28 protein-coding genes are annotated in these 23,487 nt (G+C 39.5%); 11 read left to right on the top strand and 17 right to left on the bottom strand.

Annotation, left to right across the window (positions count from 1 at the left end; translation table 11 throughout):
• Window positions 1–38 precede the first annotated feature (38 nt).
• Window positions 39–491, top strand: coding sequence for a hypothetical protein (locus H6731_04195; GenBank protein ID USN51618.1), 453 nt, complete (start codon window positions 39–41; stop codon window positions 489–491).
• Between the two features lie 162 nt (window positions 492–653).
• Window positions 654–1,049, top strand: a complete 396-nt coding sequence (locus H6731_04200) for a DUF1398 family protein (protein USN51619.1) — start codon at window positions 654–656, stop codon at window positions 1,047–1,049.
• 396 nt (window positions 1,050–1,445) lie between these two features.
• Here the strand turns inward: H6731_04200 and H6731_04205 are convergent, their stop codons facing one another.
• From H6731_04205 to H6731_04225, 5 genes are all read right to left on the bottom strand, one after another.
• Window positions 1,446–1,829 (bottom strand): hypothetical protein, encoded by a 384-nt coding sequence (locus tag H6731_04205; GenBank protein ID USN51620.1) that lies wholly within the window; start codon window positions 1,827–1,829, stop codon window positions 1,446–1,448.
• Window positions 1,822–2,031 carry a hypothetical protein gene (locus H6731_04210; GenBank protein ID USN51621.1) on the bottom strand — a complete coding sequence of 70 codons (210 nt, stop codon included), beginning with the start codon at window positions 2,029–2,031 and terminating at the stop codon, window positions 1,822–1,824. The genes H6731_04205 and H6731_04210 overlap by 8 nt, the downstream gene beginning before the upstream one ends.
• A 4-nt stretch (window positions 2,032–2,035) precedes the next feature.
• Window positions 2,036–2,626 carry an orotate phosphoribosyltransferase gene (pyrE, locus tag H6731_04215; protein ID USN51622.1) on the bottom strand — a complete coding sequence of 197 codons (591 nt, stop codon included), beginning with the start codon at window positions 2,624–2,626 and terminating at the stop codon, window positions 2,036–2,038.
• A gap of 227 nt (window positions 2,627–2,853) precedes the next feature.
• Window positions 2,854–3,867 (bottom strand): NAD(P)-dependent alcohol dehydrogenase, encoded by a 1,014-nt coding sequence (locus H6731_04220; protein ID USN51936.1) that lies wholly within the window; start codon window positions 3,865–3,867, stop codon window positions 2,854–2,856.
• 72 nt (window positions 3,868–3,939) lie between these two features.
• On the bottom strand, window positions 3,940–4,542 hold the full coding sequence (locus H6731_04225; protein USN51623.1) for a hypothetical protein: 603 nt from the start codon (window positions 4,540–4,542) through the stop codon (window positions 3,940–3,942).
• Between the two features lie 374 nt (window positions 4,543–4,916).
• Between H6731_04225 and H6731_04230 the strand changes: the two genes are divergently transcribed.
• The 3 genes from H6731_04230 to msrB all read left to right on the top strand — a co-directional run bounded on the left by H6731_04230 (window position 4,917) and on the right by msrB (window position 8,239).
• Window positions 4,917–6,440, top strand: a complete 1,524-nt coding sequence (locus H6731_04230) for an NTP/NDP exchange transporter (GenBank protein ID USN51624.1) — start codon at window positions 4,917–4,919, stop codon at window positions 6,438–6,440.
• 307 nt (window positions 6,441–6,747) lie between these two features.
• On the top strand, window positions 6,748–7,032 hold the full coding sequence (locus H6731_04235; protein USN51625.1) for a hypothetical protein: 285 nt from the start codon (window positions 6,748–6,750) through the stop codon (window positions 7,030–7,032).
• Between the two features lie 220 nt (window positions 7,033–7,252).
• A complete protein-coding gene (gene msrB, locus H6731_04240; protein ID USN51626.1) occupies window positions 7,253–8,239 on the top strand; it encodes a peptide-methionine (R)-S-oxide reductase MsrB in 987 nt (328 codons plus the stop codon).
• Window positions 8,240–8,279: 40 nt separating this feature from the next.
• Here msrB and H6731_04245 read toward each other — a convergent pair whose 3' ends face one another.
• From H6731_04245 to H6731_04265, 5 genes are all read right to left on the bottom strand, one after another.
• A complete protein-coding gene (locus H6731_04245; protein USN51627.1) occupies window positions 8,280–8,813 on the bottom strand; it encodes a hypothetical protein in 534 nt (177 codons plus the stop codon).
• 75 nt (window positions 8,814–8,888) lie between these two features.
• Window positions 8,889–9,617, bottom strand: a complete 729-nt coding sequence (locus H6731_04250) for a hypothetical protein (GenBank protein ID USN51628.1) — start codon at window positions 9,615–9,617, stop codon at window positions 8,889–8,891.
• A gap of 73 nt (window positions 9,618–9,690) precedes the next feature.
• Window positions 9,691–10,554 carry a shikimate dehydrogenase gene (locus H6731_04255; GenBank protein ID USN51629.1) on the bottom strand — a complete coding sequence of 288 codons (864 nt, stop codon included), beginning with the start codon at window positions 10,552–10,554 and terminating at the stop codon, window positions 9,691–9,693.
• A complete protein-coding gene (aroA, locus tag H6731_04260) occupies window positions 10,547–11,857 on the bottom strand; it encodes a 3-phosphoshikimate 1-carboxyvinyltransferase (GenBank protein ID USN51630.1) in 1,311 nt (436 codons plus the stop codon). Before aroA ends, H6731_04255 begins: the two co-directional genes overlap by 8 nt.
• A 65-nt stretch (window positions 11,858–11,922) precedes the next feature.
• Window positions 11,923–13,185 (bottom strand): hypothetical protein, encoded by a 1,263-nt coding sequence (locus H6731_04265; protein USN51631.1) that lies wholly within the window; start codon window positions 13,183–13,185, stop codon window positions 11,923–11,925.
• Between the two features lie 128 nt (window positions 13,186–13,313).
• Between H6731_04265 and aroC the strand changes: the two genes are divergently transcribed.
• Complete coding sequence (gene aroC, locus H6731_04270; protein USN51632.1) at window positions 13,314–14,504, top strand: chorismate synthase; 1,191 nt, start codon at window positions 13,314–13,316, stop codon at window positions 14,502–14,504.
• Window positions 14,494–16,068, top strand: coding sequence for a 3-dehydroquinate synthase (aroB, locus tag H6731_04275; protein ID USN51633.1), 1,575 nt, complete (start codon window positions 14,494–14,496; stop codon window positions 16,066–16,068). The genes aroC and aroB overlap by 11 nt, the downstream gene beginning before the upstream one ends.
• Before the next feature lie 48 nt (window positions 16,069–16,116).
• Here aroB and H6731_04280 read toward each other — a convergent pair whose 3' ends face one another.
• On the bottom strand, window positions 16,117–16,281 hold the full coding sequence (locus H6731_04280; GenBank protein ID USN51634.1) for a hypothetical protein: 165 nt from the start codon (window positions 16,279–16,281) through the stop codon (window positions 16,117–16,119).
• A gap of 143 nt (window positions 16,282–16,424) precedes the next feature.
• On the opposite strand from H6731_04280, the gene H6731_04285 reads away from it, so the two are divergent.
• The 3 genes from H6731_04285 to H6731_04295 all read left to right on the top strand — a co-directional run bounded on the left by H6731_04285 (window position 16,425) and on the right by H6731_04295 (window position 19,256).
• Window positions 16,425–17,612 carry an ATP-binding cassette domain-containing protein gene (locus tag H6731_04285; GenBank protein USN51635.1) on the top strand — a complete coding sequence of 396 codons (1,188 nt, stop codon included), beginning with the start codon at window positions 16,425–16,427 and terminating at the stop codon, window positions 17,610–17,612.
• Window positions 17,613–17,804: 192 nt separating this feature from the next.
• Window positions 17,805–18,323 (top strand): hypothetical protein, encoded by a 519-nt coding sequence (locus H6731_04290; GenBank protein ID USN51636.1) that lies wholly within the window; start codon window positions 17,805–17,807, stop codon window positions 18,321–18,323.
• 204 nt (window positions 18,324–18,527) lie between these two features.
• The gene (locus H6731_04295) at window positions 18,528–19,256 is read left to right on the top strand and encodes an IS6 family transposase (GenBank protein USN51637.1); all 729 of its coding nucleotides are present in this window, start codon (window positions 18,528–18,530) and stop codon (window positions 19,254–19,256) included.
• A 48-nt stretch (window positions 19,257–19,304) separates the two neighbouring features.
• Here the strand turns inward: H6731_04295 and H6731_04300 are convergent, their stop codons facing one another.
• Complete coding sequence (locus H6731_04300) at window positions 19,305–19,550, bottom strand: hypothetical protein (GenBank protein USN51638.1); 246 nt, start codon at window positions 19,548–19,550, stop codon at window positions 19,305–19,307.
• Window positions 19,551–19,594: 44 nt separating this feature from the next.
• Between H6731_04300 and H6731_04305 the strand changes: the two genes are divergently transcribed.
• Complete coding sequence (locus H6731_04305; protein ID USN51639.1) at window positions 19,595–19,891, top strand: hypothetical protein; 297 nt, start codon at window positions 19,595–19,597, stop codon at window positions 19,889–19,891.
• Here H6731_04305 and H6731_04310 read toward each other — a convergent pair.
• Genes H6731_04310 through H6731_04330 form a run of 5 tightly spaced genes read right to left on the bottom strand, consistent with a single transcriptional unit; the run spans window position 19,888 to window position 23,477 of the window.
• Window positions 19,888–20,685 carry a hypothetical protein gene (locus H6731_04310; protein ID USN51640.1) on the bottom strand — a complete coding sequence of 266 codons (798 nt, stop codon included), beginning with the start codon at window positions 20,683–20,685 and terminating at the stop codon, window positions 19,888–19,890. The genes H6731_04305 and H6731_04310 overlap by 4 nt on opposite strands.
• Entirely contained in the window at window positions 20,672–20,983 is a 312-nt protein-coding gene (locus H6731_04315) for a hypothetical protein (GenBank protein USN51641.1), read from the bottom strand. Before H6731_04315 ends, H6731_04310 begins: the two co-directional genes overlap by 14 nt.
• Window position 20,984: 1 nt before the next feature.
• The gene (locus H6731_04320; GenBank protein USN51642.1) at window positions 20,985–21,623 is read right to left on the bottom strand and encodes a hypothetical protein; all 639 of its coding nucleotides are present in this window, start codon (window positions 21,621–21,623) and stop codon (window positions 20,985–20,987) included.
• The gene (locus H6731_04325) at window positions 21,620–22,018 is read right to left on the bottom strand and encodes a hypothetical protein (protein ID USN51643.1); all 399 of its coding nucleotides are present in this window, start codon (window positions 22,016–22,018) and stop codon (window positions 21,620–21,622) included. Before H6731_04325 ends, H6731_04320 begins: the two co-directional genes overlap by 4 nt.
• The gene (locus H6731_04330; GenBank protein ID USN51644.1) at window positions 22,008–23,477 is read right to left on the bottom strand and encodes a phage tail tape measure protein; all 1,470 of its coding nucleotides are present in this window, start codon (window positions 23,475–23,477) and stop codon (window positions 22,008–22,010) included. The genes H6731_04325 and H6731_04330 overlap by 11 nt, the downstream gene beginning before the upstream one ends.
• Window positions 23,478–23,487 lie beyond the last annotated feature (10 nt).

The raw sequence follows: 23,487 nt of genomic DNA on the forward strand, positions 1-23,487 counted from the left end.
ACCTCCTAAATATTTAAAAATCAAAGAAGGAGGATTATATGAAAAGGCATTTGGTAAATTTAAGTTTCGTATTGAGCATTGTTTTTAGCTCTAGCGTTCTTTTCGGTCATGAGACACCCCTAATAATCTGCTCAGGAGTTCATGAAAATGGCAGCATGGCTATTCTTGAAATAACTAAGCTGTGGCACCACATTGAACCAGGCATGGAACCTGATACATTCTATGATATTTCCTTCACTTACATGGGAGAAAATAGTCTTGGATTTTGGGATCAAGCAGGGAGCGTAGTTAAAAATTCCATTTCTCTAAGCGACCAAGAAATGGCTCATGCTCTAAGTATCGGACAAATTGCCTATGATAATGAACAAAGTAATAAAGCTTATTCTTTAAGCTTTATGCTTAACTTTAGCACTATGCAAGCTAGGCTTTTTCACCGTTCTGGCAAACCAATAAGGTTCGATATATCCCTCAAATGCGTTGGCAACATATAAATACATACTTAGAAGAACACTAATTATTTTTTCTTCCAATGAGGGCTGACAATTATTCTGTAGCGCCAGAATAATTTTATGAGCATACTCCTAGGGGTATTTCCAATTTTGCCTGCCAAATTTAGTTTTGCCCTCTGAAAATTAATATCTCAGGGAAAAAGCATGTTTCAATCGATAAAAGAACTCTGCGACAAAATGATGAATCAAGAATTTTCATTTGCGGATTTTTCGCGAGCTCTTAAGGACATGAATGTTGAAAGAGTAAGTGTAGATTTCATCAGAAAAGAACATGTTTTTTATTTTCAAGATGGAAGATTTTTTATTTACTCTCTTCCTTCAGATTACGAGCTTGTGATTGCTAAAACTTTTGATCAACAAAAAGTAAAGGATGCCATTTTTGAATTCGATCGAAATATAATTAACCCTCGGCAATTCCATATGAAGCTTTCCGCTGCTGGTGTCCTTATTGCGACAGGTTTTTTTATGGACCAACGAGGCATCTATGTAGGACAAAACTGCAATTTTTATTTAGAAGAGTGGGACGATGAGTTTTGTTAGGAGAGCTCTGTTCCAGATGAAAATCAGGGTCAGTGCTTGATAATTTTATTCACTAATCACTTTTTGTCGCTCAGGTGCCAAGGGAGAAAATTATCAAATAACATAGCTAAGATTAGCTACTAACAGTCAATACCGGCGCTATTATTTAAATAAATAACAATTACTCACACAATTTTTGCTCAACTTCTAGAAAGACACGCTGTAAACAAAACAGACAAAAAATTGTGTAACTTTTTACTCGCTACTAATTGGTATATCGACATAAAAATCCTCCTAGAGCAAAGTTGTTAAACAGCACGCTATCATTGAGCAGTCACATAAAACACTTTTTGGGCCACATAAAAAAACTCACCCGACATGAGAGTGAGTTAAAATTTTATTTTTTCAAAGCTTAATCTAAATTACCGCGATTGCATCGATCTCTACCAAAACATCTTTTGGAAGCCTGGCAACCTCAACACATACTCTTGCAGGTTTGTGCTCGCAAAATACTTTTTCGTATTCTTCATTCATCTGCACAAAATCATCCATGCTTTTTAGATAAACTGTGGTTTTGGCCACATAGTTTTGGCAAACTCCCGCCTCTTTAAGTATAGCGAGCAGATTTTTTAAAACCACTTTACTCTGCTCAGCAATTCCCTGCGCTTCTACTTTTCCACTTTGAGGGTCCATTGGAATTTGCCCTGAGACAAAAACCATCTTTGCGCCTTGAGCAACAATAGCTTGAGAGTATGGGCCTATAGCCTTAGGAGCATGTTCCGATTCAATTTTTTTAAGCATCTTCTACCTCAAACATCTTGCAAAAATATATTCTCTCGCCGTCTTTTGCCATCGTAAAACTTTCTTGTCGATGAGATTCTACAGGATAAAGCATGGCGCACGCAGAATTATTTTTAAAAAAATGCCGACAGTCCTCACAACTTTCTTTCAAATTAAATTGCTCTTTCTCTCGGCGATAACGCTCATTCATCAAAACCCACACAACTTTACTCCAAAATATCATTGAGATTGAATATAGATTCAAGTTCAACATGCTCTTTGGCAAGACGCTCTTTTCCACCTTGATTCCGATCAACTATGGCTAACATGTGATGCACCACCATACCCATAGTGCGCAATTGTTCGATAGCCTTGAGAGCTGATCCTCCGGTTGTAACCACATCTTCAACGATCACTACCTGAGAGTGAGGCTTAAGACATTTACTTCCTTCAATAATCGACTGCATGCCATGTTCTTTAGCTTCCTTTCTAACAGCAAATCCCGGCAATTCTCGCCCTCTCCTAAATGCTGCCGCGGATAACGCCAAAGATAAAGGAATACATCCCATAGCCATTCCACCGCACGCGCTCATGAAACATTCATGTTTTTTTTCAATCTCAATTAATTTTTGCCAAAAAATTTCACCGATCAAAAAGTGGGCTTCGCCCCGAAAATAAATTTGGCGGCAATCCAAGTAAAAAGAACTTGTTTGTCCGCTTGCTAAAGTAACTTCACGATGCTCAACAGAAAAATTGCGCAGCAAATGCAGTAGAGATTCTTTATGGGTTCTAAAATCGTGAGATAAAGTTTGTTCCACAGCCTATCTCCTTTGAATTTATGACGGCTTGCCACCATAAAACTTATACCAATTCCAGGAATTAACTGGTTCCCTTAATTTCTTCCTAGTCCTCGCTTTGCTACGGGCGTTCAGAAATTAAAAGACTAGTTAATTTCTGGGGTTAGTATTAAAATTTTTTTAAGTTTGTTAGCAAAGTATTAGTGGCTCCACAAAAAACCACAACCTCTTTTAAAGAATCTTAGAACTTACTCCATATTGATGACGATTTTGCCAAAATGGGCGCCCGATTCCATGTAGTGAAAGGCTAAAGGTGCTTCTAAAAAGCTAAACTCCTTATCGATCACAGGATGAAGTTTGCTATGCTCAATCACCCTGTTCATCGCCACAAACATCGATTTTGATCCCACAAATATCCCATGCACTCTGATTTGCCGCATTAAAATTGGTATGAGATCAAAATCGAGACTTGTACCACTCAAAATTCCAATAACCCCAATAAAGCCGCCTCGTTTTACGCATGCAAGCGCTTTATTGATTGTTTTTGCACCGCCTACTTCGATAACACCATCCACTCCCTGATCATTAGTCAATGAAAGAACTTGTTTGTCCCAATCCTTATCTTTGAGGTAGTTAATCGTATGGCTAGCGCCAAGCTCTCGAACCTTTTCAAGTTTTTCATCGGAACTAGAAATAACAATGCTGTTGATAGCCAGTCTCTTAGCAAATTGCAAAGCGAACAGTGATACCCCACCAGTGCCCTCAATAAGAATGGTATCTCCTGCTTTAAAATCCGACTCTTGAGTCATAGCATTAAAAGCCGTCAGCGCAGCACAGGGCAAAGTTGCCGCCTCTTGAAAGCTCAAAAAAGAAGGATACTTAACAATCCCTTGCTCGCTTAGTACTACTGACTCACTCAGCATTCCATCGATTGGACTTCCAAGTGTGAATTTTTGAGCGAATTCACCAACACGGCCATAGTCCCAATTTTGGGAAAATGTTCCACAAACCTTATCACCAACCTTAAAATTCTTGACTAAAGATCCAACTTCAACAATTTCACCAGCTCCATCCGAAACTGGTACCAGAGGCAATGGCTGCTTTGGATTATACGCCCCCTTGATCACCATTAAATCACGAAAATTTAATGAACATGCCTTAGTCTTTATTCGAACCTGATGGGGTTCAAGCCTCAAATCAGTCCGCTCAACAAGCTGAAAGTTATCAAGTCCGAAATTTTTATTTATTTGCCATGCGCGCATAAAAAGTCCTACAAAAAGAGCCTTCACTAGATATCCATGAAGGCTCTTTTTTTACAGTTGGATTTCAAAGAATTACGACTCACTACCCGGAGTAAGATTAGAAGAAGTACTTGTTTTTCTAACAGTCGACGCCTTCACTTTCTTCACCGCGGCAGTTTTTTTTCTTGTAGCAGAAGAAGTGGTTCGTTTTGTTGCGGATGTCTTTCGGGGAGTTGTTGTCTTTTTAGCGGGCTTAGTAGCAGCATTTTTTCGAACTACTCTTTTTTGCGCAGCGGTCCCAATCTGCTCAATAATTTTTTCTATTTCTTTGGTCAAAGGTTGTGGAAGCTTTTCTTTGTGCTCATGCCATTTTTGTAAGAGGTGAATCATGCTCATCTGAGCTTGCTTTTTAGCCTCAGTGGTAACTTGATGTACTTTTTTCTCCAAGCCTTTGTAATTTCCTTCATAGAGTTTCATAAGCTTGTTGAGTTCTTTTTTAGCTTCATCCTTAACATCGCACACGCGGGTTTGCAGTTCTTCCAACACCCCTGCGACCTGTTGCACGATCTGAATATGCTCAACACTTTCAGGCAATGATTTCAACAAAGTAGATACAGGCTTTCTTTTCACTCCCTTTTTGCCTGTTGTGGTAGTTTTTTTCGCAGCAGTAGTCGATGTTTTTTTTCGTGGCGCCATAAAGCTCCCTCAATTATTTATTTTCTCTCGTTTTATCGAGTAATTAATTTTTATGCCCTTTCTTTCTAGTAAAAAGATCATGAAAAAGAAAGAAATGAATGATCTCGCTGAGTTAATCAATAAGGTTTGCACCGCTGATATTCCTAAAACAACTTTTTTTACTTCCCAAACAAGGGATTATGTTCTTTCAGGATAAATTTTCGTTTTTTTTCCGGGAGTTAAACCTAATAAAATAAAAGTCTTTTCTTATATTTTTTTCGCTAAGTTTATATTATTTGCCCATAGCCTTCCTGCCGTAGTAATGCTATATAGGACGGGCTCTAAATTTTAGCAGCGATAACTAAATCGAATTATATAAATTAACAGGTTAATTCATGAACGATACAGTACAATCAAAATCCTTTGCCTCTAAGGCACGTGATTTACTTTGGCCCATCTATGGGAACGAACATAAAATTTGGTTGCCGATGGCAAGCATGGTTGGTTTGATTCTATTCAACTACACCGTAGCCCGAAACATGAAAGATGGCTTGGTGATTACAGCCACGGGCTCCTCGGAAATCATTCCATACTTAAAAGGTGCTGTTGTATTACCAATGGCATTGGTTTTCTTCTTTATCTACGCAAAACTCTCAAGCTTGCTCAATAAACGAGCTCTTTTCTACACCATCATTGGTGGTTTTTTGGCATTCTTCGTTTTCTTTGCCGCAGTACTCTACCCTCTTCACCCCTATCTTCATCCAACAGAAAGCGCTGACAAGCTTCAAGCTTTTCTTCCTAGCGGACTAAGAGGCTTGGTGGATGTCTATAGAGTATGGACCTTTTCTTTGTTTTATACGATGTCAGAGTTATGGGGAGCCGCAGTTTCTGCATTGATGTTTTGGCAATTCGCTAACGATGTAATCCGTGTCACCGATGCCAAACGCTTTTATCCTCACTTTTACTTGTTGGCAAATGTTTTCACGGCCCTCTCTGGTGTTGTAGTTAATCAGCTTTCACAAGTTCGTAAGGGACTACCAGAAGGGGTAGATCCTTGGGGCGTCTCCATAAATTACTTAACAGCCGTAATGACTTTTTGTGGTTTCCTGGTTTTGGCTATTTATTTCTACTTAAATAAATATGTTTTCAATGATGAGTACTTAGAAAAAGTTGCTCTTGAAAGAAAACAAAAGCCTAAGAAAACCAAGCTTAAACTTTCTGTCATGGACGGTATTAAACACCTTATCCGTTCTAAGTACCTTGGATTGATTGCACTCTTAGTGATTTGCTACGGAATCACTATCAACTTTGTGGAAGTTACATGGAAAGGACAGGTTGGAAAACAATTTCCTACTGGAAATGAATACACCGCTTTCATGGGCTATCTCTCTACTTCTACCGGTATTGCTACTATCATTGCTATTTTTGTTGGCTCCATTTTAGTGAGAAAATTAGGATGGCGTTTCGCTGCACTCGCCACACCAGTTGTGCTAGGAGCCACAGGAGTATTGTTCTTCCTATGCGTACTTTCACCTGAACTTGTTTCTCCTTTGGGTCTTGCTTTTGGTATTTCACCGCTCTTTTTGGGTGTGCTGATTGGTCTATCGCAAAATGTTTTGAGCAAGAGTATTAAATATGCTCTGTTTGATCCAACCAAAGAAATGGCTTACATTCCTCTCGATGACGAATCCAAGATGCGAGGTAAAGCTGCGGTAGACGTTGTTGCTAATCGTTTTGGTAAATCCGGTGGTGGATATATCCAAATCGCTCTTTTTGCCTTAGTTGGACCGCTGAGCGCAGTGGTTCCTCATCTTACTGTTATCTTTTCAATCTTCATTGTTATTTGGATTTTCGCAGTTGTTGCTCTGAGCAAAAAATTTGAAGAAGCATGCAAAGCGCAAGAAGACCAAAACAACTAATTAAAAATTAAAGAACTTTGATTAACAAAAAAGCCCAGCTTTATCGCTGGGTTTTTTATTTTTAAAATAAAAACTTATCAAATGATGAGATTTTTGATGCGGCAACTTTGATTAACGATAGCTTTAGTTGGCCTCAAGCTAATAAAAATATTGAAGAGCTCTATAATTTTTCCTTAGGAACAAATTCAAAAGATCAGCACTTAGCTATTTCTTTGGCTTTAAATTCTGTTGGCATGATTTTTCACGCTACAAGTTTGCTTATCAAGAAAGATCATAAGGGTTTTAAATATATTTTTATGGATCCTTTATGGCGGAGTCAAATCAAGACTACTCTTCTCCAGATATGAATCAGTTTGCAACTTTTCCTTTTTTTTCCTACGTGGAAATATTAGAAAATCTCTCCTTGCTCAAGGATGAATTTTTTAAGCAGAATTACCACGCACCTGTGTGCCATCTGTTGAATGAACGCCTAAAAGGAGCTCCCATTGCTGTTGAGCTTAAAATTGATTCTAAATTTAATCCTAAGGGTAATAGAACAAGAACTGTTGTAGATGCTAAACAGGAGCTCAAGCAAAGATTTATGTGTCCTTAGCAGTAAAACTTATTATTCTTTGAAATTGCACTCTTTAATGTTGATACGAATTTTTAGAACACAAAGTTGGCTCTGTTGCAAATAACTATAATGGGACACATCACTTATTTTGCCCAATGAAATACTATTTGAAATTCATCATCGAAAATTCTAGCAAACACTGATATTTTTGAAAGGCTTGTCCTCTTTTGCCACATAACCTTTTTTAAGAGCTTCGATTATGAGTGATAAATCAGACAAACTTACTCCCTTACAATATGAAGTCACCCAGTGCGATGGCACAGAACCTCCTTTTAACAATGAATTTTGGAACCACAAAGAAGAGGGTATTTATGTTGATATTGTTTCGGGTGAGGCTCTCTTTTGTTCCCTACATAAATATGACTCTAAAACTGGTTGGCCCTCATTCTATCAAGCTTTGGACTCTCGCAATATTATAGAAAAACCCGATTATAAGTTGCTAAGAATTCGAACTGAAGTGCGTTCAAAGAATGCTAACTCGCACTTAGGCCATGTATTCGATGACGGTCCTCAACCAAGTGGCAAACGCTATTGCATCAATTCAGCGGCATTGCGCTTTGTGCCCAAAAAAAATATGGCCAAAGAAGGCTATGGCGATTACTTAAATCTTTTCTCCACTACCCAAGAAAATATCGCCTATTTTGCCGGCGGTTGTTTTTGGTGCGTAGAAGCTGATTTCCATAAAATCCCCGGCGTTTTAAAAATTGTTTCAGGCTACATGGGAGGTCAAATAAAAAACCCCAGCTATAAACAAGTCTGCACAGGAACTACAGGCCATGTTGAAGCCATAGAAGTTCATTACAACGAACAGATTATAAGCTTTGATACGCTCTTAAAATTTTTTTGGCTTAGTATCGATCCCACTGTAAAAGATAAACAATTTTGCGACACCGGCAGCCAATATCAAAGCGTAATTTTTTACCAAGACGACGTTCAAAAAGAAAAAATTGAAAAATCTACTCATTGGCTAAAAGAAAATTATCCAAACTTAGAAATCCTTACACAAATCAAAGTGCAGTCAGATTTTTATGCCGCGGAAAATTATCATCAAAACTATTGCAATAGCAATCCAAGCGCTTATCAAAATTATCGAAAGGCATGTGGACGGGATGCTACCCTTGAAAGAATTTATGGCGATAAAAGAAAAGATCTTTTAAAACAAATTCTTTCTCATCAAGGCTCATAGTTTATGAGCTTGAGAACTAAGCTCTTATTTTTTACAAACATTACATAAACGGACACCAAGAATGCCAGGCCAGGTATACACGATGATAATCCGGCTCTAGGGGGCCTAACAGCTCACCTATGTGGCTCGAGTCTTCATAGGAAACACGTGATTTAATCCTAAGCCTTTGTTCAGGAGAAACAAATTGCTCCATCAGATCGTTAACAAACTCGATTATAAAATCTTTTTCAGGAGCGATAATATCTTTCATGCTTGGGTGTAACTCTAAACTCTTATTATTTATTTCCTGTTGAGATTTTTTTGCCCTAAATTCTATTTTCACGATTTCATAATCTTCTATACAAGAAAAATCTCCCTCAACTTCCATACTATAAAAATCAAAGAAACTTTTATGAACAACTTTGGCAATAGTGCAGTATCGCCTATCGCTTGCTTGTTTTAACTTGCTAATATTTTCTATTTCTCTGCTTTTATATACTTGTGAAAACTCTTCTGCTTCACTAGACGCATTTAAAGAGGCAACCATAAGTAATACAGCGAAGGGCGATAAAAATAATATTTTTAATCTATACATAAAAAAATTTCTCACAAAAAAACGCTCAAGGTGGAGCGTTGTATAAACAAGTAATTTCTGTTCGCCAAGCTTGCTTTATGATTTAAACCAGCACGTTGGACGCTCCATTCCCAGAGCACCATTAACCATGGTTTGTATTCTGCAGGCTTTTGGCGGATGTTTTTCCAAAGTTTTCGTTACCACAGTTGGATCTGTATCAAATAAACTCAGCTTTTTATCTTCTTCACGATTTAAATTCCAGTGAGCAACCAAGGCATCGATGCTTGACAAAATTCGTAAACACCCCAATTGATCTTTTTCTGATTCATAATGTTCTTTGCACGCTTTAATTTGCTCTTCTTCGTATGAATGAATAACAACCCGAGACTGCTCATTGTTGATATAAAGCCACATACATTCACTCGCTCCCCAATAATCAGCTTGCCCTTCAACCGATGACCAATCAGCAAGTCTCTTTGATTGAAATGGAGCACCACCAAGTATATGGCCCATTTCATGACATGCAAAAAGAGCACGAATAGCAAGAGTATTAGCATTTTCTGCTCCTTCTCCAGTGAGAGTCACAATGTAACGATTTTCTCCTAAGGGCTTACGCACTGAATCAACCTTAAATGCTCCCCCATAGCCTTCATAAATTTCTTTCAGCTCAATTTCTGCATTTTTTTTAGCAACTTTAGGAGAAAAGGTATTGATAATAATGCGGTTGATACGTTTAAACTCGTCTTCAAAGAAGCTCTGTGTCATGGCTTGAAAACAAAAAAATCCAATTGAGAACAACAAAATAGCCCGCAACATTTTATTCACTTTTTGCCCTCCGACTAATAATGGAGTTTTATTATTGTCATCGGCACTTTGGACAATTTGTTGTGCGGTCAATTTATTTTTTTATCGATAAAGCCCCCAAAGCAGCATCTCTCATTATTTGCAAAGGTGCATCGCGCCCTGTCCAAATTTTAAACGCCAACGCTCCTTGCTGGACAAGCATTCCTAATCCATTGATAACCTGCGCTCCATCCCTTTGAGCTTTATTCAAAAATTCTGTTTGCGATGGATTATAAATTAAGTCGTAAACTATTTGATTTTTGCTAAATTTTATACTTTTGTCCCACGGCATCGCTCCAGACAGAGAATCAAGTCCAACACTCGTGGCATTAATCACCAAATCTGCAGGAAGCATTCTTTCAATTGTGAGCTTAGTAAATTCTCCCGCCGCAAGATGAGATTGAGGAAACTTAGAAACTAAAAATTGAGCAAGAGAATCTGCCTGTGAATAAGTTCTATTGACAATACTTAATCGTGTACAGCCATTGGCGAGCAAAGCATGAGCGACTGCACGAGCTGCCCCCCCCGCCCCCAATAACAAAACATTCATTGAACTTACATCAATACCCTGCTCATGAAGATCACAGATAAAACCATCTCCATCGGTGTTGTATCCTACAAGATCGCCTTGAGAATCTATCGAGATGGTATTTAGGGCTCCAATTGCTTTGGCGCTCGGACTGAGTCTATTCATGTATGGCAGCACTGTTTCTTTGTAAGGCACAGTGACATTAGCCCCAAAAAATCCTAGCGCTCTTAGCCCATACAATGCTTCTTTTATTTGGTCTGAGTTTGACACCGGCAAAGGTACATACATCCATTTTTCAAGACCTAAATATCTAAATGCTGCGTTATGCATAGCCGGACTCAGGCTGTGAGAAAGCGGCCAACCTATCAATCCCACCAATGATTTAATCATCTAAGACCTCAGCTTTTCCTCCAAGTTTACTTATGCAATCGTAAAATCCGGGAAAACTATCGTCGCTCACGTGGGCCTGTTTAATCACCACTGGCTCTTGGGCTATCAACCCTGCAATGCTCATCATCATTGCTAAACGATGATCACCAAAACTTGAAACTTTTCCCCCCTTAAGTGGAGTTGGCCCAATAATTTTCATGCCATCATCGCTTTCCTTAATATCTGCTCCCAAGGACGATAAAAGTTCCACAGTTTTTGTGATGCGATTTGATTCTTTCACTTTAAGCTCTTGAGCATCTTTGATGATAGTTGCGCCATGAGCCTGGGTAGCAATCAAAGCAAGCAGAGGAATTTCATCAATCATGCGCACCACATGCTCCCCAAAAAATTGAGTTCCATGAAGTTTACTTTTTTTAATATGAATATCAGCTATTGGCTCATGAGCACTTTCTTTTGGACAACGTAAATCGATTGAAGCACCCATCATGCGTAGCGCATCAACAATCCCCGTACGAGTAGGATTAACTCCCACCTCTTTGAGCACTATCCCCGACTCAGCAAGAAGAGCACCTGCCGCTAACAAGAATGCAGCAGAAGAAATATCTCCAGGAATTTTCATTTTAAAAGCGTGCAAATCATTTTTTAGCGGAGCAATCCTAAGACTGTCATCATTCACATGAATATCTGCGCCCATAAAAGACAGCAGTCTCTCACTGTGGTCTCTGGTAGATCGTGTTCCATTGATCACTGTTTCGCCAGATGCAAAAAGTCCAGCAAGTATCAATGCACTTTTTACTTGAGCACTTTTTACTTTGAGTTCGTAACAAGTACCTTTTAATTGTCCAGGAACAATTGCTAATGGAGCAAGACGATTTTGAGCTCGACCAAAAATTTGAGCCCCCATTTCTCTAAGCGGCTCAATTACTCTATCCATGGGGCGGGATTTTATCTGGTCTGTTCCGTCTAATATAGACATGAAGGGCATAGCTGATAAAAGGCCCGCCATCAAACGAATAGTCGTTCCAGAATTTTTACAATCAAGCACCGATGTAGGTTCAAGTAAAGCCTGAACTCCACGAGCATGCACCAACCAACTTTCTTGCTTAAGCTCAATATGCACGCCCAAAGCACGCATAACTTGCAGCGTGGCCATACAATCATGTCCCTCTAATAAATTTTCTATTTCGCTTGTACCCTTTGCCAACGCAGCAAACATGAGTGCTCGATGGCTAATGGATTTATCTCCGGGTATTTTTGTGGAGCCGGTTATATTTTTTTGTGGATATATTTTGATGGTTGACATAATTCCCTTGAATTTTCAGATGAAAATTTTTAGAGGCTTTTTAAAAATATTTAACGAATTCTCTTCTAATGTTTCTTAGGACCAATGACAATCCTCGCTCTATTTGGATAATTAAAAAATTGCACTCCACTTTCAACGGCTTTGAGTTCTACCATTTCAGTTGATGCGCTATCATGATAATTTTCGCCAAACTCTTGAGGATGTTTGCTTAAAAATATTTTTAGTTTGGCGATTAAACCTGGACTACTTGAGCTTACCCAATCAACAACTCTACCAACGCGCTCAACATGGCCTGCATCTTTATTATGTTCAAGTGTATCAGCCAATTGTTTGGCATCCATTTCTCTATCAAACACAATGCGCCACAGCATTGCCTTCTCTCCTTTATTGGTGAGATAAATTTGAGCTTGATCTCCATCCCAACCGCTGGCACTTCTAAAAGCTTTGAAATTCGGTACTCCCAACGATAAAAGTTTACTCAGCAAAGACGCTTCTCCCATGGGAGCATCTAAAATTAATTCTGCATTTCTGCCATTTTCTTTCCACAAGGGAAAACTAACCTGCTTTGGGCTATCTTTCTTGAGCTTGCTTGGATGTAAAATCTGCTCAGTCGATGCTGGAAGTGTTTTTAAAAAGTGTTCTACCAAGGGCCAACCACCTTCTTGGTACTGATGTAGTAAAAATTTTAGACCCAAGGTATAGGGTAAATTTTGAGCTGACTGCCCTTGCCTACACACAACACATTCATTTCTAAATAATTTTTCTAAACCAAAACTTAAGTGAGCGGCCTCTTTGCTATTATCGCTATATTTTTGTTCATAGGCTTTTCTCACAAGTTCCGCATAACCTTCAATCATATATTGAGTAATGTTAAATAGTTCTGGGGATGGAGCATCCTGATAGCTGCGCCAAATATTTTTTAGACCCCACCGCTGATCCTGATAAATATGCGCCAGTTCATGAGCCAAGTAAGCATTTGAAATTTTGTCTAGAACATCATCTCGAAAGACCAAGGTTTTAGTGTTGGGATCATAAAAAGCTAATCTCGAATCTTTATCATCACGCCTAGGAGGAGCACTAGCTACATAATTTTTATTTTCCTGTCTGGACTCATCTCTAATATCATTGAACCAAGATGACATAGCGCTGGCATTTTCAACGGCTAAACTAACTGTATCAGTATTTACAGGAAAGCCTAATGTACTCATCTGTGCGTTGACGCTGTTGACCATTAACCTAAGTTGATCAAGTTCCTCTTCATACCTTCCCTTGTTTCCACCACAAGATGACAACCAAGCAATTATCATATACAGACATAGTCGTGACATGGTACTACCCGAAGAAAAGCATGAAAAACAAATTAAAACACAAATATTAACTATTCAATCAAAGCTACTTAAAATACTTTTAACTGGCTCATTTAACTAAATAATTAAACATAAAAAAAGAGGTTAATGTGGCTACACTTAGATTTCTCACTGCGGGCGAAAGTCATGGGCCTAAATTAACGTGCATTATTGAGGGACTCCCTGCAGGCTTTGTCATTGATAAAAATTTAATCAATGAAGACTTAATGCGAAGACAACAAGGTTTTGGCCGTGGCGGTCGCATGAAGATCGAAAAGGATGAAGTCCATATAAGCGCTGGTATTGTTGAAAATAAAACCACAGGCGCTCCCGTAGCATTAGAGATTATCAATCTCGATTATAAAAACTGGCAAGATAAGGCCATTGAGCCGATGGTGGCTCCTCGCCCTGGCCATGCTGATTTTGCTGCTGCCATGAAATACCATCACGATGACTTACGATTATCCTTAGAGCGCGCATCAGCACGAGAAACCGCCATACGAACAGCTGCTGGAAGTCTTTGCAAACAAATACTTTCTCATTTCGGTATTAAAGTCATGGCCTATGTCACAAGTGTTGGCCCAATAAATGCTGCAACTGATCATTTCCTTAACGATGAAGATTATCTATTGGCCTATCAAAACTCTCTCGCCAATGAATTTGCCTTTAGCGATCGTGGCCGCATCGATGAAATTAAAACTCATATAAATCAAGTAATGAAAAACAAAGATACCCTCGGAGGTATTTTTGAAACTGTAGCTTTGGGCTTGATTCCTGGTTTAGGATCCTATGTTCACTACGATCGTAAACTTGACGGAATTATTGCAGCAGCCATGATGAGTATTCCAGCTATGAAAGCTGTTGAAATTGGCCAAGGCATTAAAAATGCTCAGCTCATGGGCACTCAGGTTCATGATGAGTTTAGTATTGATGAACAAAAAATTAAGCGCACTTCTAACAGAGCCGGAGGGCTTGAAGGTGGCATGACCAATGGCATGCCTCTGGTAGTGCGCACCTACATGAAACCTATCAGCACCACACTTACTCCACGCAAAAGTGTTGATCTAAACCGCAATCAATCTGCGTTCACTGTTTATGAGCGCAGTGATTTTTGCGCCGTACAAAGAGCAGCTGTCATTGGTGAAGCTGTGATGAGTGTGGTTTTACTCAATGCCCTGATGGACAAAATTGGCGGTGATCATCGCTTAGCTATGTTAAAAGCCTTTGAGCATACGCATCAGGCCAAGCTTGGCGAGCTCACTATGAAAAAAAATCCTTGGCGGTTTAATTATGATAGCTAATAACATAATACTTTGTGGTTTTATGGCCTGTGGCAAATCGCGCGTTGGCGCTATGTTGGCACAAAAGCTTGGCTTAGCGCTCTATGATCTCGATAGCTTGATAGAGCAGGAACAGCAGCAAAGCATCAAAGAAATTTTCGCCCGAAAAGGCGAGCTTTATTTTCGTTCTTTAGAACTTCAAATGCTTAAAAAACTCGCCAACTTAAAAAATTCTATTATCGTGTGTGGCGGCGGCACCCCAACTTTTTTTGAAAGCCTTACTATCTTACAAGCTTTAGGCGAATTATTCTTTCTTGATGCATCTTTTGCGCTGATTTCAAAAAGGCTGAAAAAATCAACCAAGCGGCCCTTAGGAATGCACAACTCTCAAGAAGAAAACCTGCGCCTTAAAAATCTTTATACATTCAGACGCCCGCTGTATATGAACTTTTCTCACACGATTGACGTGAATCATGAAGACAAGGAACAGACTTGTTTAGAAATTATCGATCGATACGACTCGTTAAAAAAAATTTCTCACCTAAAAACTATCAAAGTTCAAAGCACGCAGAGAAATTACCCGATTTTTATCAGAGAAAAATCAATAGAAAAAATCAACGAAATAATAATGGCTTTGGGTTTTAGAAATTACAAAAAAATTATTGTTAGCAGCGATAATCTTGCCATCACATTAAAAAGCTCTATCGACCAGATAAATAAAAATGATGATGCCGCCATCATCACTATTAGAGACGGTGAAGAAAATAAAAATTTTACAAGTATCCACCATATTCATGAGCAAATGTTCAAGCAAAAATGCAATCGCTCAACAATAATTTTAGCCGTGGGTGGAGGTAATGTTGGTGATGTAGCAGGCTTTGCTGCGGCTACTTTTATGCGAGGAATTCCCATCATTCAAATACCCTCTACATTATTAGCTATGGTCGATTCATCAGTAGGCGGTAAAACTGGTATTGATACCAAGTTCGGTAAAAACCTGGTGGGTGCTTTTCACAATCCTCATGCAGTTATCATTGATAGTACTATCCTTAAGACTTTGCCTAGCGAAGAATATTCATGCGGTATGGCTGAAATAATTAAACACGCCATTATTGGTGATGCTCAACTATTTGAAGATTTGGCTGCTGCCCCAATAGAGTCAAGCTTGCTTATTGAAAGAGCAGTGCGCGTTAAAACTGAAATTGTATTTGCCGATCCCACCGAACAAAATATTCGCGCTTGCTTAAACTTAGGTCACACCTTTGCCCATGCTCTTGAAAAAATCACCGACTATCGGCTAAAGCATGGCCAGGCAGTAGCAATAGGACTCGTTTTAGCAACTCAACTTTCATACAATTTAGGTTTTCTAAAAAGTGACTTCCGTCCAGAGTTGCTCACGCTCTTAGAAAAATATCACTTGCCATCAGCGCTTCCTAAAAATATCGATAAAGGGGAGCTTATCTTGGCAATGTCCCACGATAAAAAACGAGATCATCAAGGATTAAAATTTATTCTTCCTCACGCATTAGGCGATGTAAGGCAGCATTACGTCGATGAGCAAAGAGTTGCCCAGCTATTGAGCTAAACAAACAGTCTTCAAAATAGTTCATTTTTATGTTAGGCGCTGTGGGGGTTAATCATCTATTGCCTCTAGGGCATTCCACCCAGCACCACCAGGGCTTAATAAATTATCCAACACTCCTTTTTGCCCCTTCATAACAGCCTTATTGATAGTATCAAGCAATTTTGCCTGGAGTAATTTTTTTTGGGGGGTAAAAGAGCGTAGTATATTGGCCAAACATGAGCCTCTGCGCACAAAATCAGTTCTATTTATGAAAAATTGCTCTGTTTAGATACACACTTTAAGCATGCTTCAGTTTTTACAAGTAACATTGTTTATATGCTGCCGAAATCCTTTAACGGAAAGGATTGAGACCTATCATGCACACCATTACCATAGCTAACCTTGATATTGTATTTGGACCATCACCGCCTCAGGCCCTCGCCCTCATGGATCAAGGTGTTGATCGCAAACAAATAAAAAACCAAACATCCAATACCATCGCATTACAGGGTGTAAATTTATTCGTCGATCAAGGTGAGATTTTTGTCATCATGGGGGAGTCTGAAGCGGGCAAATCAACACTTTTGCGAGCAATAAACGGATTAATTTCTCTCACCAGAGGCGCTGTTAATATTTGTGTTCATAATCCACAGCCAAAGCATTTTTCAATAGCTGGCGCTGAACCCAAGTTGTTGCGCCTCATCCGAACTCAATATATTTCTATGGTGTTACAAAAATCGGCTCTTTTTCAGTGGAAAAACATTTTAGAAAATGTCAGTTTGGGTTTGGAAATTGCTGGTGTTAAAAAATCTGAACGAGAACAAAGGGCTTACGAAACACTCAAATTACTTGGCTTGAGTGATTACTATCTCCACTACCCCAAAGATTTATCGAGCAGCATGCAACAACGGGTCAATCTAGCTCGAGCCCTTGCAACCAACGCTCCTATACTATTGATGGATGAACCATTTTTTAGTTTGGAGCCACTGTTAAAATGCCAGTTGCAACAAGAGCTGTTGCACATGAAAAAATATCTCAAAAAAACTATTATTTTTGTCACCAATGATCTAAGCGAAGCTTTTAAAATTGCTTCACGCATTGCCATTATGCATGAGGGGAAAATGATTCAAGTGGATCGCCCACAAGAACTATTATCCCATCCCAAAAATAAATATGTCCGAGAATTTTTACAGCATGCAGATCACACCCAACTTCTGCGCGCCCACACGATCATGACCAACATGAATGAACTTCAAACAAATAGCGATCATAGTGCTGTATTTCTTGATGATGGCGGTACATTTCGTTGTCTACTGGATAATCAGGGACGACCTCGACGCTCAATCTGTGGTGATATTGAGGGGCGAATTATTCCCTGGACCCTTTTCCAGTGTGGCACCTTTAGTGAAAATGATATTATTTTAGGTCACGAATATTTAAGCATTAAAGAACTCATCAGTGCTATGGGGCGTACTAAAAGACCGATGATCATTCAGGATAAATCAGGAAAAATGATAGGAGCTATTACCAGCGACTCCATCATTAGAGCTTTGGCCAATAAATAATTTTTGAGAGTTATAACATAGGTTTTTTGGGTGTTTTTTCAAATAATTCCACAACAGCGCGAGCAGCTGGAAAAGGAAATAAATCAGGCAATATATCTCAACGATTAGCCCTTCTAATTTCCCCATAAAAAGCAATAAATTATTTTCCAACTCAACACCCTCCTATAATCACATCATAATACTGGAGAAATTATGTCAAAAAAAAGATACTTTTTTTTCTGCATTCCGCTTCTTTTTTGTTTTTCGCTTTTTTCTGAACTACAGGATGATATCCTTTATTCACACCATGCTGCCAATGGACAAAATTATGTAGTTCAAAGAACTTACCAAACAATATTTACTGAAGACGGAAACGGCCATTGTTGGGCGCGAAAAAAAGTGGTCGCATTTTGTAACACAGAAACTTGTATTTTTTGGCAAGATAACAACGATATATCGTCTTTAAGTTTTAAAAAAATATTTAAGTCCATTAATACACTGCAAAAATATATCAATCTCGGACGTAACATAATGGACTACGATCCAACCACTAACCTAAGAGAAGAATTTACTGGTGGCGATGGCATAACACGCAAATGGATCATAGATACCCCTGACAACCTTTGCTCAGGCTATAGCGGTGCTAGCTACAACGGGACTTCTTGGAATGCTATTGCCAAAGTAGATTTTAAAAAACTCTACAATACTATTGAGGAAAATGTTTCGATTTGACTCGCGCTCAACAAATACTTAAAAGTATTGGTTTTTGTTTTCAAATTTTTACTCACGTAAACCGTCCTTGTAGAGCATATTTAGTTTTAATATAAGCCTCTGGGGTGTAATAGAGGATTGGTTTGAAAATTGCAAAAGAAAATTGGTAGTGTTGCAAAAAATCCTGATTTTGTGAATGGGCTCCATTTTTACTAATATTGAGGGATGAGAAAACACACTTCATCAGATTTTAAATGGCGGCATTATCAAGGCGAAGCAATCCTTCTTTGCGTACGTTGGTACCTTCGTTACAGGGTCAGTTATCGTGACCTAGAAGAGATGATGAAAGAGCGTGGTCTAAATGCCGATCATACAACAATCTACCGATGGGTTCAGCACTATGCTCCAGAGATACAAAAGCGCGCCAGCTACTTTTTGAAATCACCAAATGATTCTTGGAAGCTTGATGAAACCTACGTCAAAGTAAAGGGAAAGTGGCTCTATCTCTATAGGGCTATCGATTCATGGGGACAGACTATTGATTTTTATCTTAGCAAAACCCGAAATCAAAAAGCTGCCAAGCTATTTTTAGGCAAGTTATCAAGGCTACGCAGGAGCGCTGAACCACGGACTTTAACTGTTGATCGCCACCCATCATATCCGGCTGCCTTATCTCAACTTCAAAGTGAAGGTAAGTATCTCAATGTGGAACTTAGGCAAAGCAAATATTTAAATAATATTATAGAGCAGGATCACAGGAGGATAAAATGGAAAACACGGCATAGCATGGGCTATTTCTCTTACAAGACAGCCTTCAACACAATTCGCGGAATTGAAACAATGCATATGCTATTCAAAGGTCAGCTCTACCACTTAATAGATAAAAGTTCACTATCAATTAAAAAGTTCATCAACAGACAATTTGGACTGAGTGACCCAATTCTTGAAATGTAAGTTAACCTATTGGAGGGGCCTCTTTGTACTCTGTCATTGTTTGCAACACTACCCAAAATCCCCCGCTTGAATAGGTAAAGAAATAAAAAAACCACCTGCCCGTGGAAAAAGCACCGGCACATCAAGCAGCAATGGTAAAGCTTGTTCTTTGTTTTTCAACACCGGCTGAATATCAGCGAGCTGCTTTTGATGATCATAACGCTCAATGCGGCCGATAATAGCTGTATGAACATCCAATAATCGGTTTTCTATAGCTTGCTTTATAAGCTGTGCTGTTGTGGGTATTTGATTCATGGACGCCATTATAAAGCGCGGCACCCAAGAGGGATGCTAAAAAAGTGGGGGTTGCACCCAAGAAAATTCAAGATAATTTTGTTGCCATGTTAACCAAAGAAGAGCTACGCCAAAAACGAAAAGAAGCTTACCAGAAGGCCAAAGCCAAGCGGGATGCTGATCCACAGTTTCAAGCTCTCAAAGAAAAGATGAAAGAGGCTCGCAAGGAAAAATATCGAGCTCATCGCGACAAGATCAAAAAAGCCAAAGAAGAAGAGAAACAAAAGAAACGGGCTGAAAAAGATGCTTCGTTAATGGTGTTCTTCAAATCTGATTCTGAATTAGAGAAAAAGAAAACTTAATTCGTTTTTCCGAAAATTTCTGTTTCCCACTCTTCACCAAAATTAGAACCAGAAAAACGCACTTTTTGAATGGTGGCAAAACCGGTGAAGGTCTGCGATTCTACATGAACTTGAGTTCCCGGTAAAAGCTCAGGCATCAATACAGCTCTGATACAAAGAGTTTTATCGCTGCCAATTCCTGGGCTTGCCTTTAAGCCAGAGTTTGCGGTCAAACTGATAGCCTTGCCCAAAAGAAAACCCTCATGCTTTATAATCTGTAGGGCTTGGTTTTGAATTGAAGCGCTAAGACCGTGTTGCCCTAGCATGCGGATTAGCTCGTCCATGGCACAGCCGCTAAGGGAAAATCCTCTCGCAAGGGTCTCACCGATACCTTCCAGCTGCTTTAAAGCGCTATCACAGGGCAGCTTTAATTGTTTTGCAATTTCCTTGATAACGTCTTTTACCCGAGTTCCTTTGGTAAAGCTCTTATTAATGCGAGCCGTCTGTATAGCTAAGGCGCCGTCACCGGTGGCTAGAAAAGTTTTCCACGTTGGTCCATCTTTTTCATGTCTCAAGCTGGTCATATCGCCATGAAAAATTACGCCTACTTTGTCTTTATAACCTGCCTTCAATATGACTGGCGCTTTGCCTGCTTTTGATAGAACTTGTCGATTTTTGGCACTGAGATTGTAGATCTCAATATGACACGGATTTGGTTCAGGATTTAAATCTTTTTCAATCTCGAAAACGATATCAAGGCCTGATATATCGGTATTACCAACACTAAGTTCTATTACGCGGTCAAAGAGTTTCACGGGCCACCAGTAAAAAATCTGTCTTTAAGCTATGACGACTTAAAGTTGCCCCCGGTTTAGTCGGTATCAGCATGAGCAAAATGCGATTAATCCCCATTCCATATGTATAAAGAGGCCATTGTGGCTGAAGCTTTAATCCCAAAACTAGAGGATAATTTGTGTCATCAAAAATATGCAGCAACCAGGTATTTTCTTTTTCGATCCACTCAAATTCAAAAATAAAACTCTGGCCAAAGATTTCGTTCTTTTGCTCAAAATGAGGATCCGTTGATGAAAGAGGAATTTCTAAAACAACCATATTAATTTGTAAAACCAAAGAGAGTTTTGAGAAAAGATGATTTTTTGTCGCTGACTTTATTTTTCAAATCATCGAGTGATTTTTGTGATTGTTCAGATGCGGTCTTAGTTTCTTGCTTAGCCATTCTTTGTTTTGGTTTAGCTCTTTCTACTTTTGGCGCGGGTAAATCTATCAGTTTTTGATTAATCTGGCGTATTTGCTTAGCTGAAAGACGAAAATGAAGAGATTCTGTCGTTCCCGCCCCACGTTCAATGCTTAAAGATTCGAGAACCATATTGTCATAATCTTTAAGCGATGTGGAAATGCTGATGGGTTCACGTTTTAAAAATATATTCTCTAGTTTCTGATAAGCTATGAAGGCAAAATTATTAGATTCACCAGATATAAAATTATCCAAAGATTTAACCAAGGGAAAAAGCAGAAAGTTATTGGGAGTGTTAGTGATAATTCCATTCATGCTCAGCTCTAAAGGCAAATTTTGCACGTGATCACAAAAACTCTCCCCGATCTCAGTTGGATGCTCGCTTATTTTCGCCTTAAGTTCATGGCTTTCTTTAATCACAGCATCGATTTCTATGTGAGCGATGGATTGCTTTTTGCCCCAATAAAAGAGCGATATCTTTTCTAGCACTTCACTCACCTTATGCGCTCCACACGAAATTCCAGGCGGGACTTTTGGCTTTCTGCAATCAATTCAGCAGGTTGTTTGCGGCTTACAAAGAAAGTTGGCGCAGCAATGGTTTTTCGCTCTTCGCCTTTTTGTTTATCGATCAATATCTCAAACTTGCTTTCATCGTCATTGAGCTTGATGGTGCGATATTTAATATCGGTCACATCATCGATCTTGCACATGACCTGCCATCTATCGCTCACCACCTCGATAGATTTTTCGCAATGAACAGCTGTGCCCTTGATGGCACCATGAACAATGGCTTTGAAAACAGTTTGTGTGAGTGGTTTGAAAAATTCACTCAGATGCTGACAGGCACTTGAGGCCACTATCAAAAAAGAAAAGACAACATATTTAGCTGGCATAACGATTTACCCCCATGAATGCATTTTGACGCTCTTTCTCCATTTCTCTTTTTACGGCTTTGGCCACCTCTCCTCCTATTTCATGAGCGTTGGCACCGGTCTTCACGTTGACCGCTACACTGACACTTTGATTACTGTGATTTTGGATAGAATTGGATGCAGGTGCCATCTGTGGCGCTAAATGACGCTGATTGCTTGATTGGCTAGGCTTGCCAGTCACCTCTGCGGTAGCATTGAAAAAACCTTTTTTTAGGAAATCAGGAACAAGGTTTTCGATGGACTTTATTTTATCGATAAGCCAATCAAACGCAGAACTTATGCCATTTACCAATCCATCCCACATTTTTTTAGGCAATGCTAACAACCATTTTTCAATGGGCTTGAAAAAATCTAAAGCCCTTTGATATAGATTTGAAAAAACCGATTCGCCCCCGCTAAAGGCGTTCCAAAGGTCGTCAACTATCAGGATTACAGCCGCGATCGCCCCGCCAATAAGAGAGAAAGGCAAAAAAGCGATTGCGGATTTGATGGCAATCACACCCAAAACCACCCCTAAAGAAGCGAGCGCTGTTTGAAGAATCGTTGTATGGGAAAAAAACTTTGAAAGGGCCTCTCCTACTGAAGATGAAATATAGGCAAATCCTTTAAGAGTGGGCAGCAGCGATAACACCAAAGGGCGGATGAATGCTTCAAGGCCTGACTTTAGCTTCACCATGGTTTCACTAAAATCTTTGGCCTGGGCTGCGGCATCCTTATCCAAAGCAATACCCATCGCTTTAGCCTCAAGGCGCATAGCTTTTAAACCATCAGAGCCTCTCTCCAACATCTTGAGCATCTCAGCCCCCTGATCGCCGAGCATGGAATCGAGAACCCAAATGCGCTCACTTTGCGTAGGAAGAGTTTTTAACCGATCAGCTACTTCACCCAAAAGTTCTAACGGTTCTCGGATGCGACCACTAGCATCAGTGCTAGAGATGCCGATATATTTAAAGGCTTCAGCAGCTTCACCGCTGCCCGATTTGGCATCAACTGCACGTATCTGCAATTCTTTAAGGCTATCGTCCAAGGTATCGATGCTTACCCCACTCTTTTGGGCTGCATAGCGCATCTCTTCTAAAGCGTTGGTAGAAATTCCCAGGTAACCCGAAATCCGAGCAACATTGGCCATGCCTTCAACCGTGCTGCTAAAAAATGATGTTACGCCTTGAACTGCGAAATAACCCGCAAGCACGCTGAGCGCCTTTTGGGCTTTAGATGAAAAATCCTCTATCTGATTTTGAGCGTGGTTAAGATTGTGCTTATTAAGCTTTACACCCACTTCTAGAGGCATCTTCTTAGCTAAGCCATTTAATGTGCTATTTACGTTGTCTGAAAAACCATCGATGGATTTGATGGCTTCTTTTAATTTTTTAGCATCGAATTTAAATCCAAACACCGCTTCTAGGCTGCGTACTTCCATTTTTAAAGAC

This window comes from Myxococcales bacterium, assembly GCA_023898405.1.
Taxonomy (GTDB): Bacteria; Myxococcota; UBA727; order UBA727; family JABDBI01.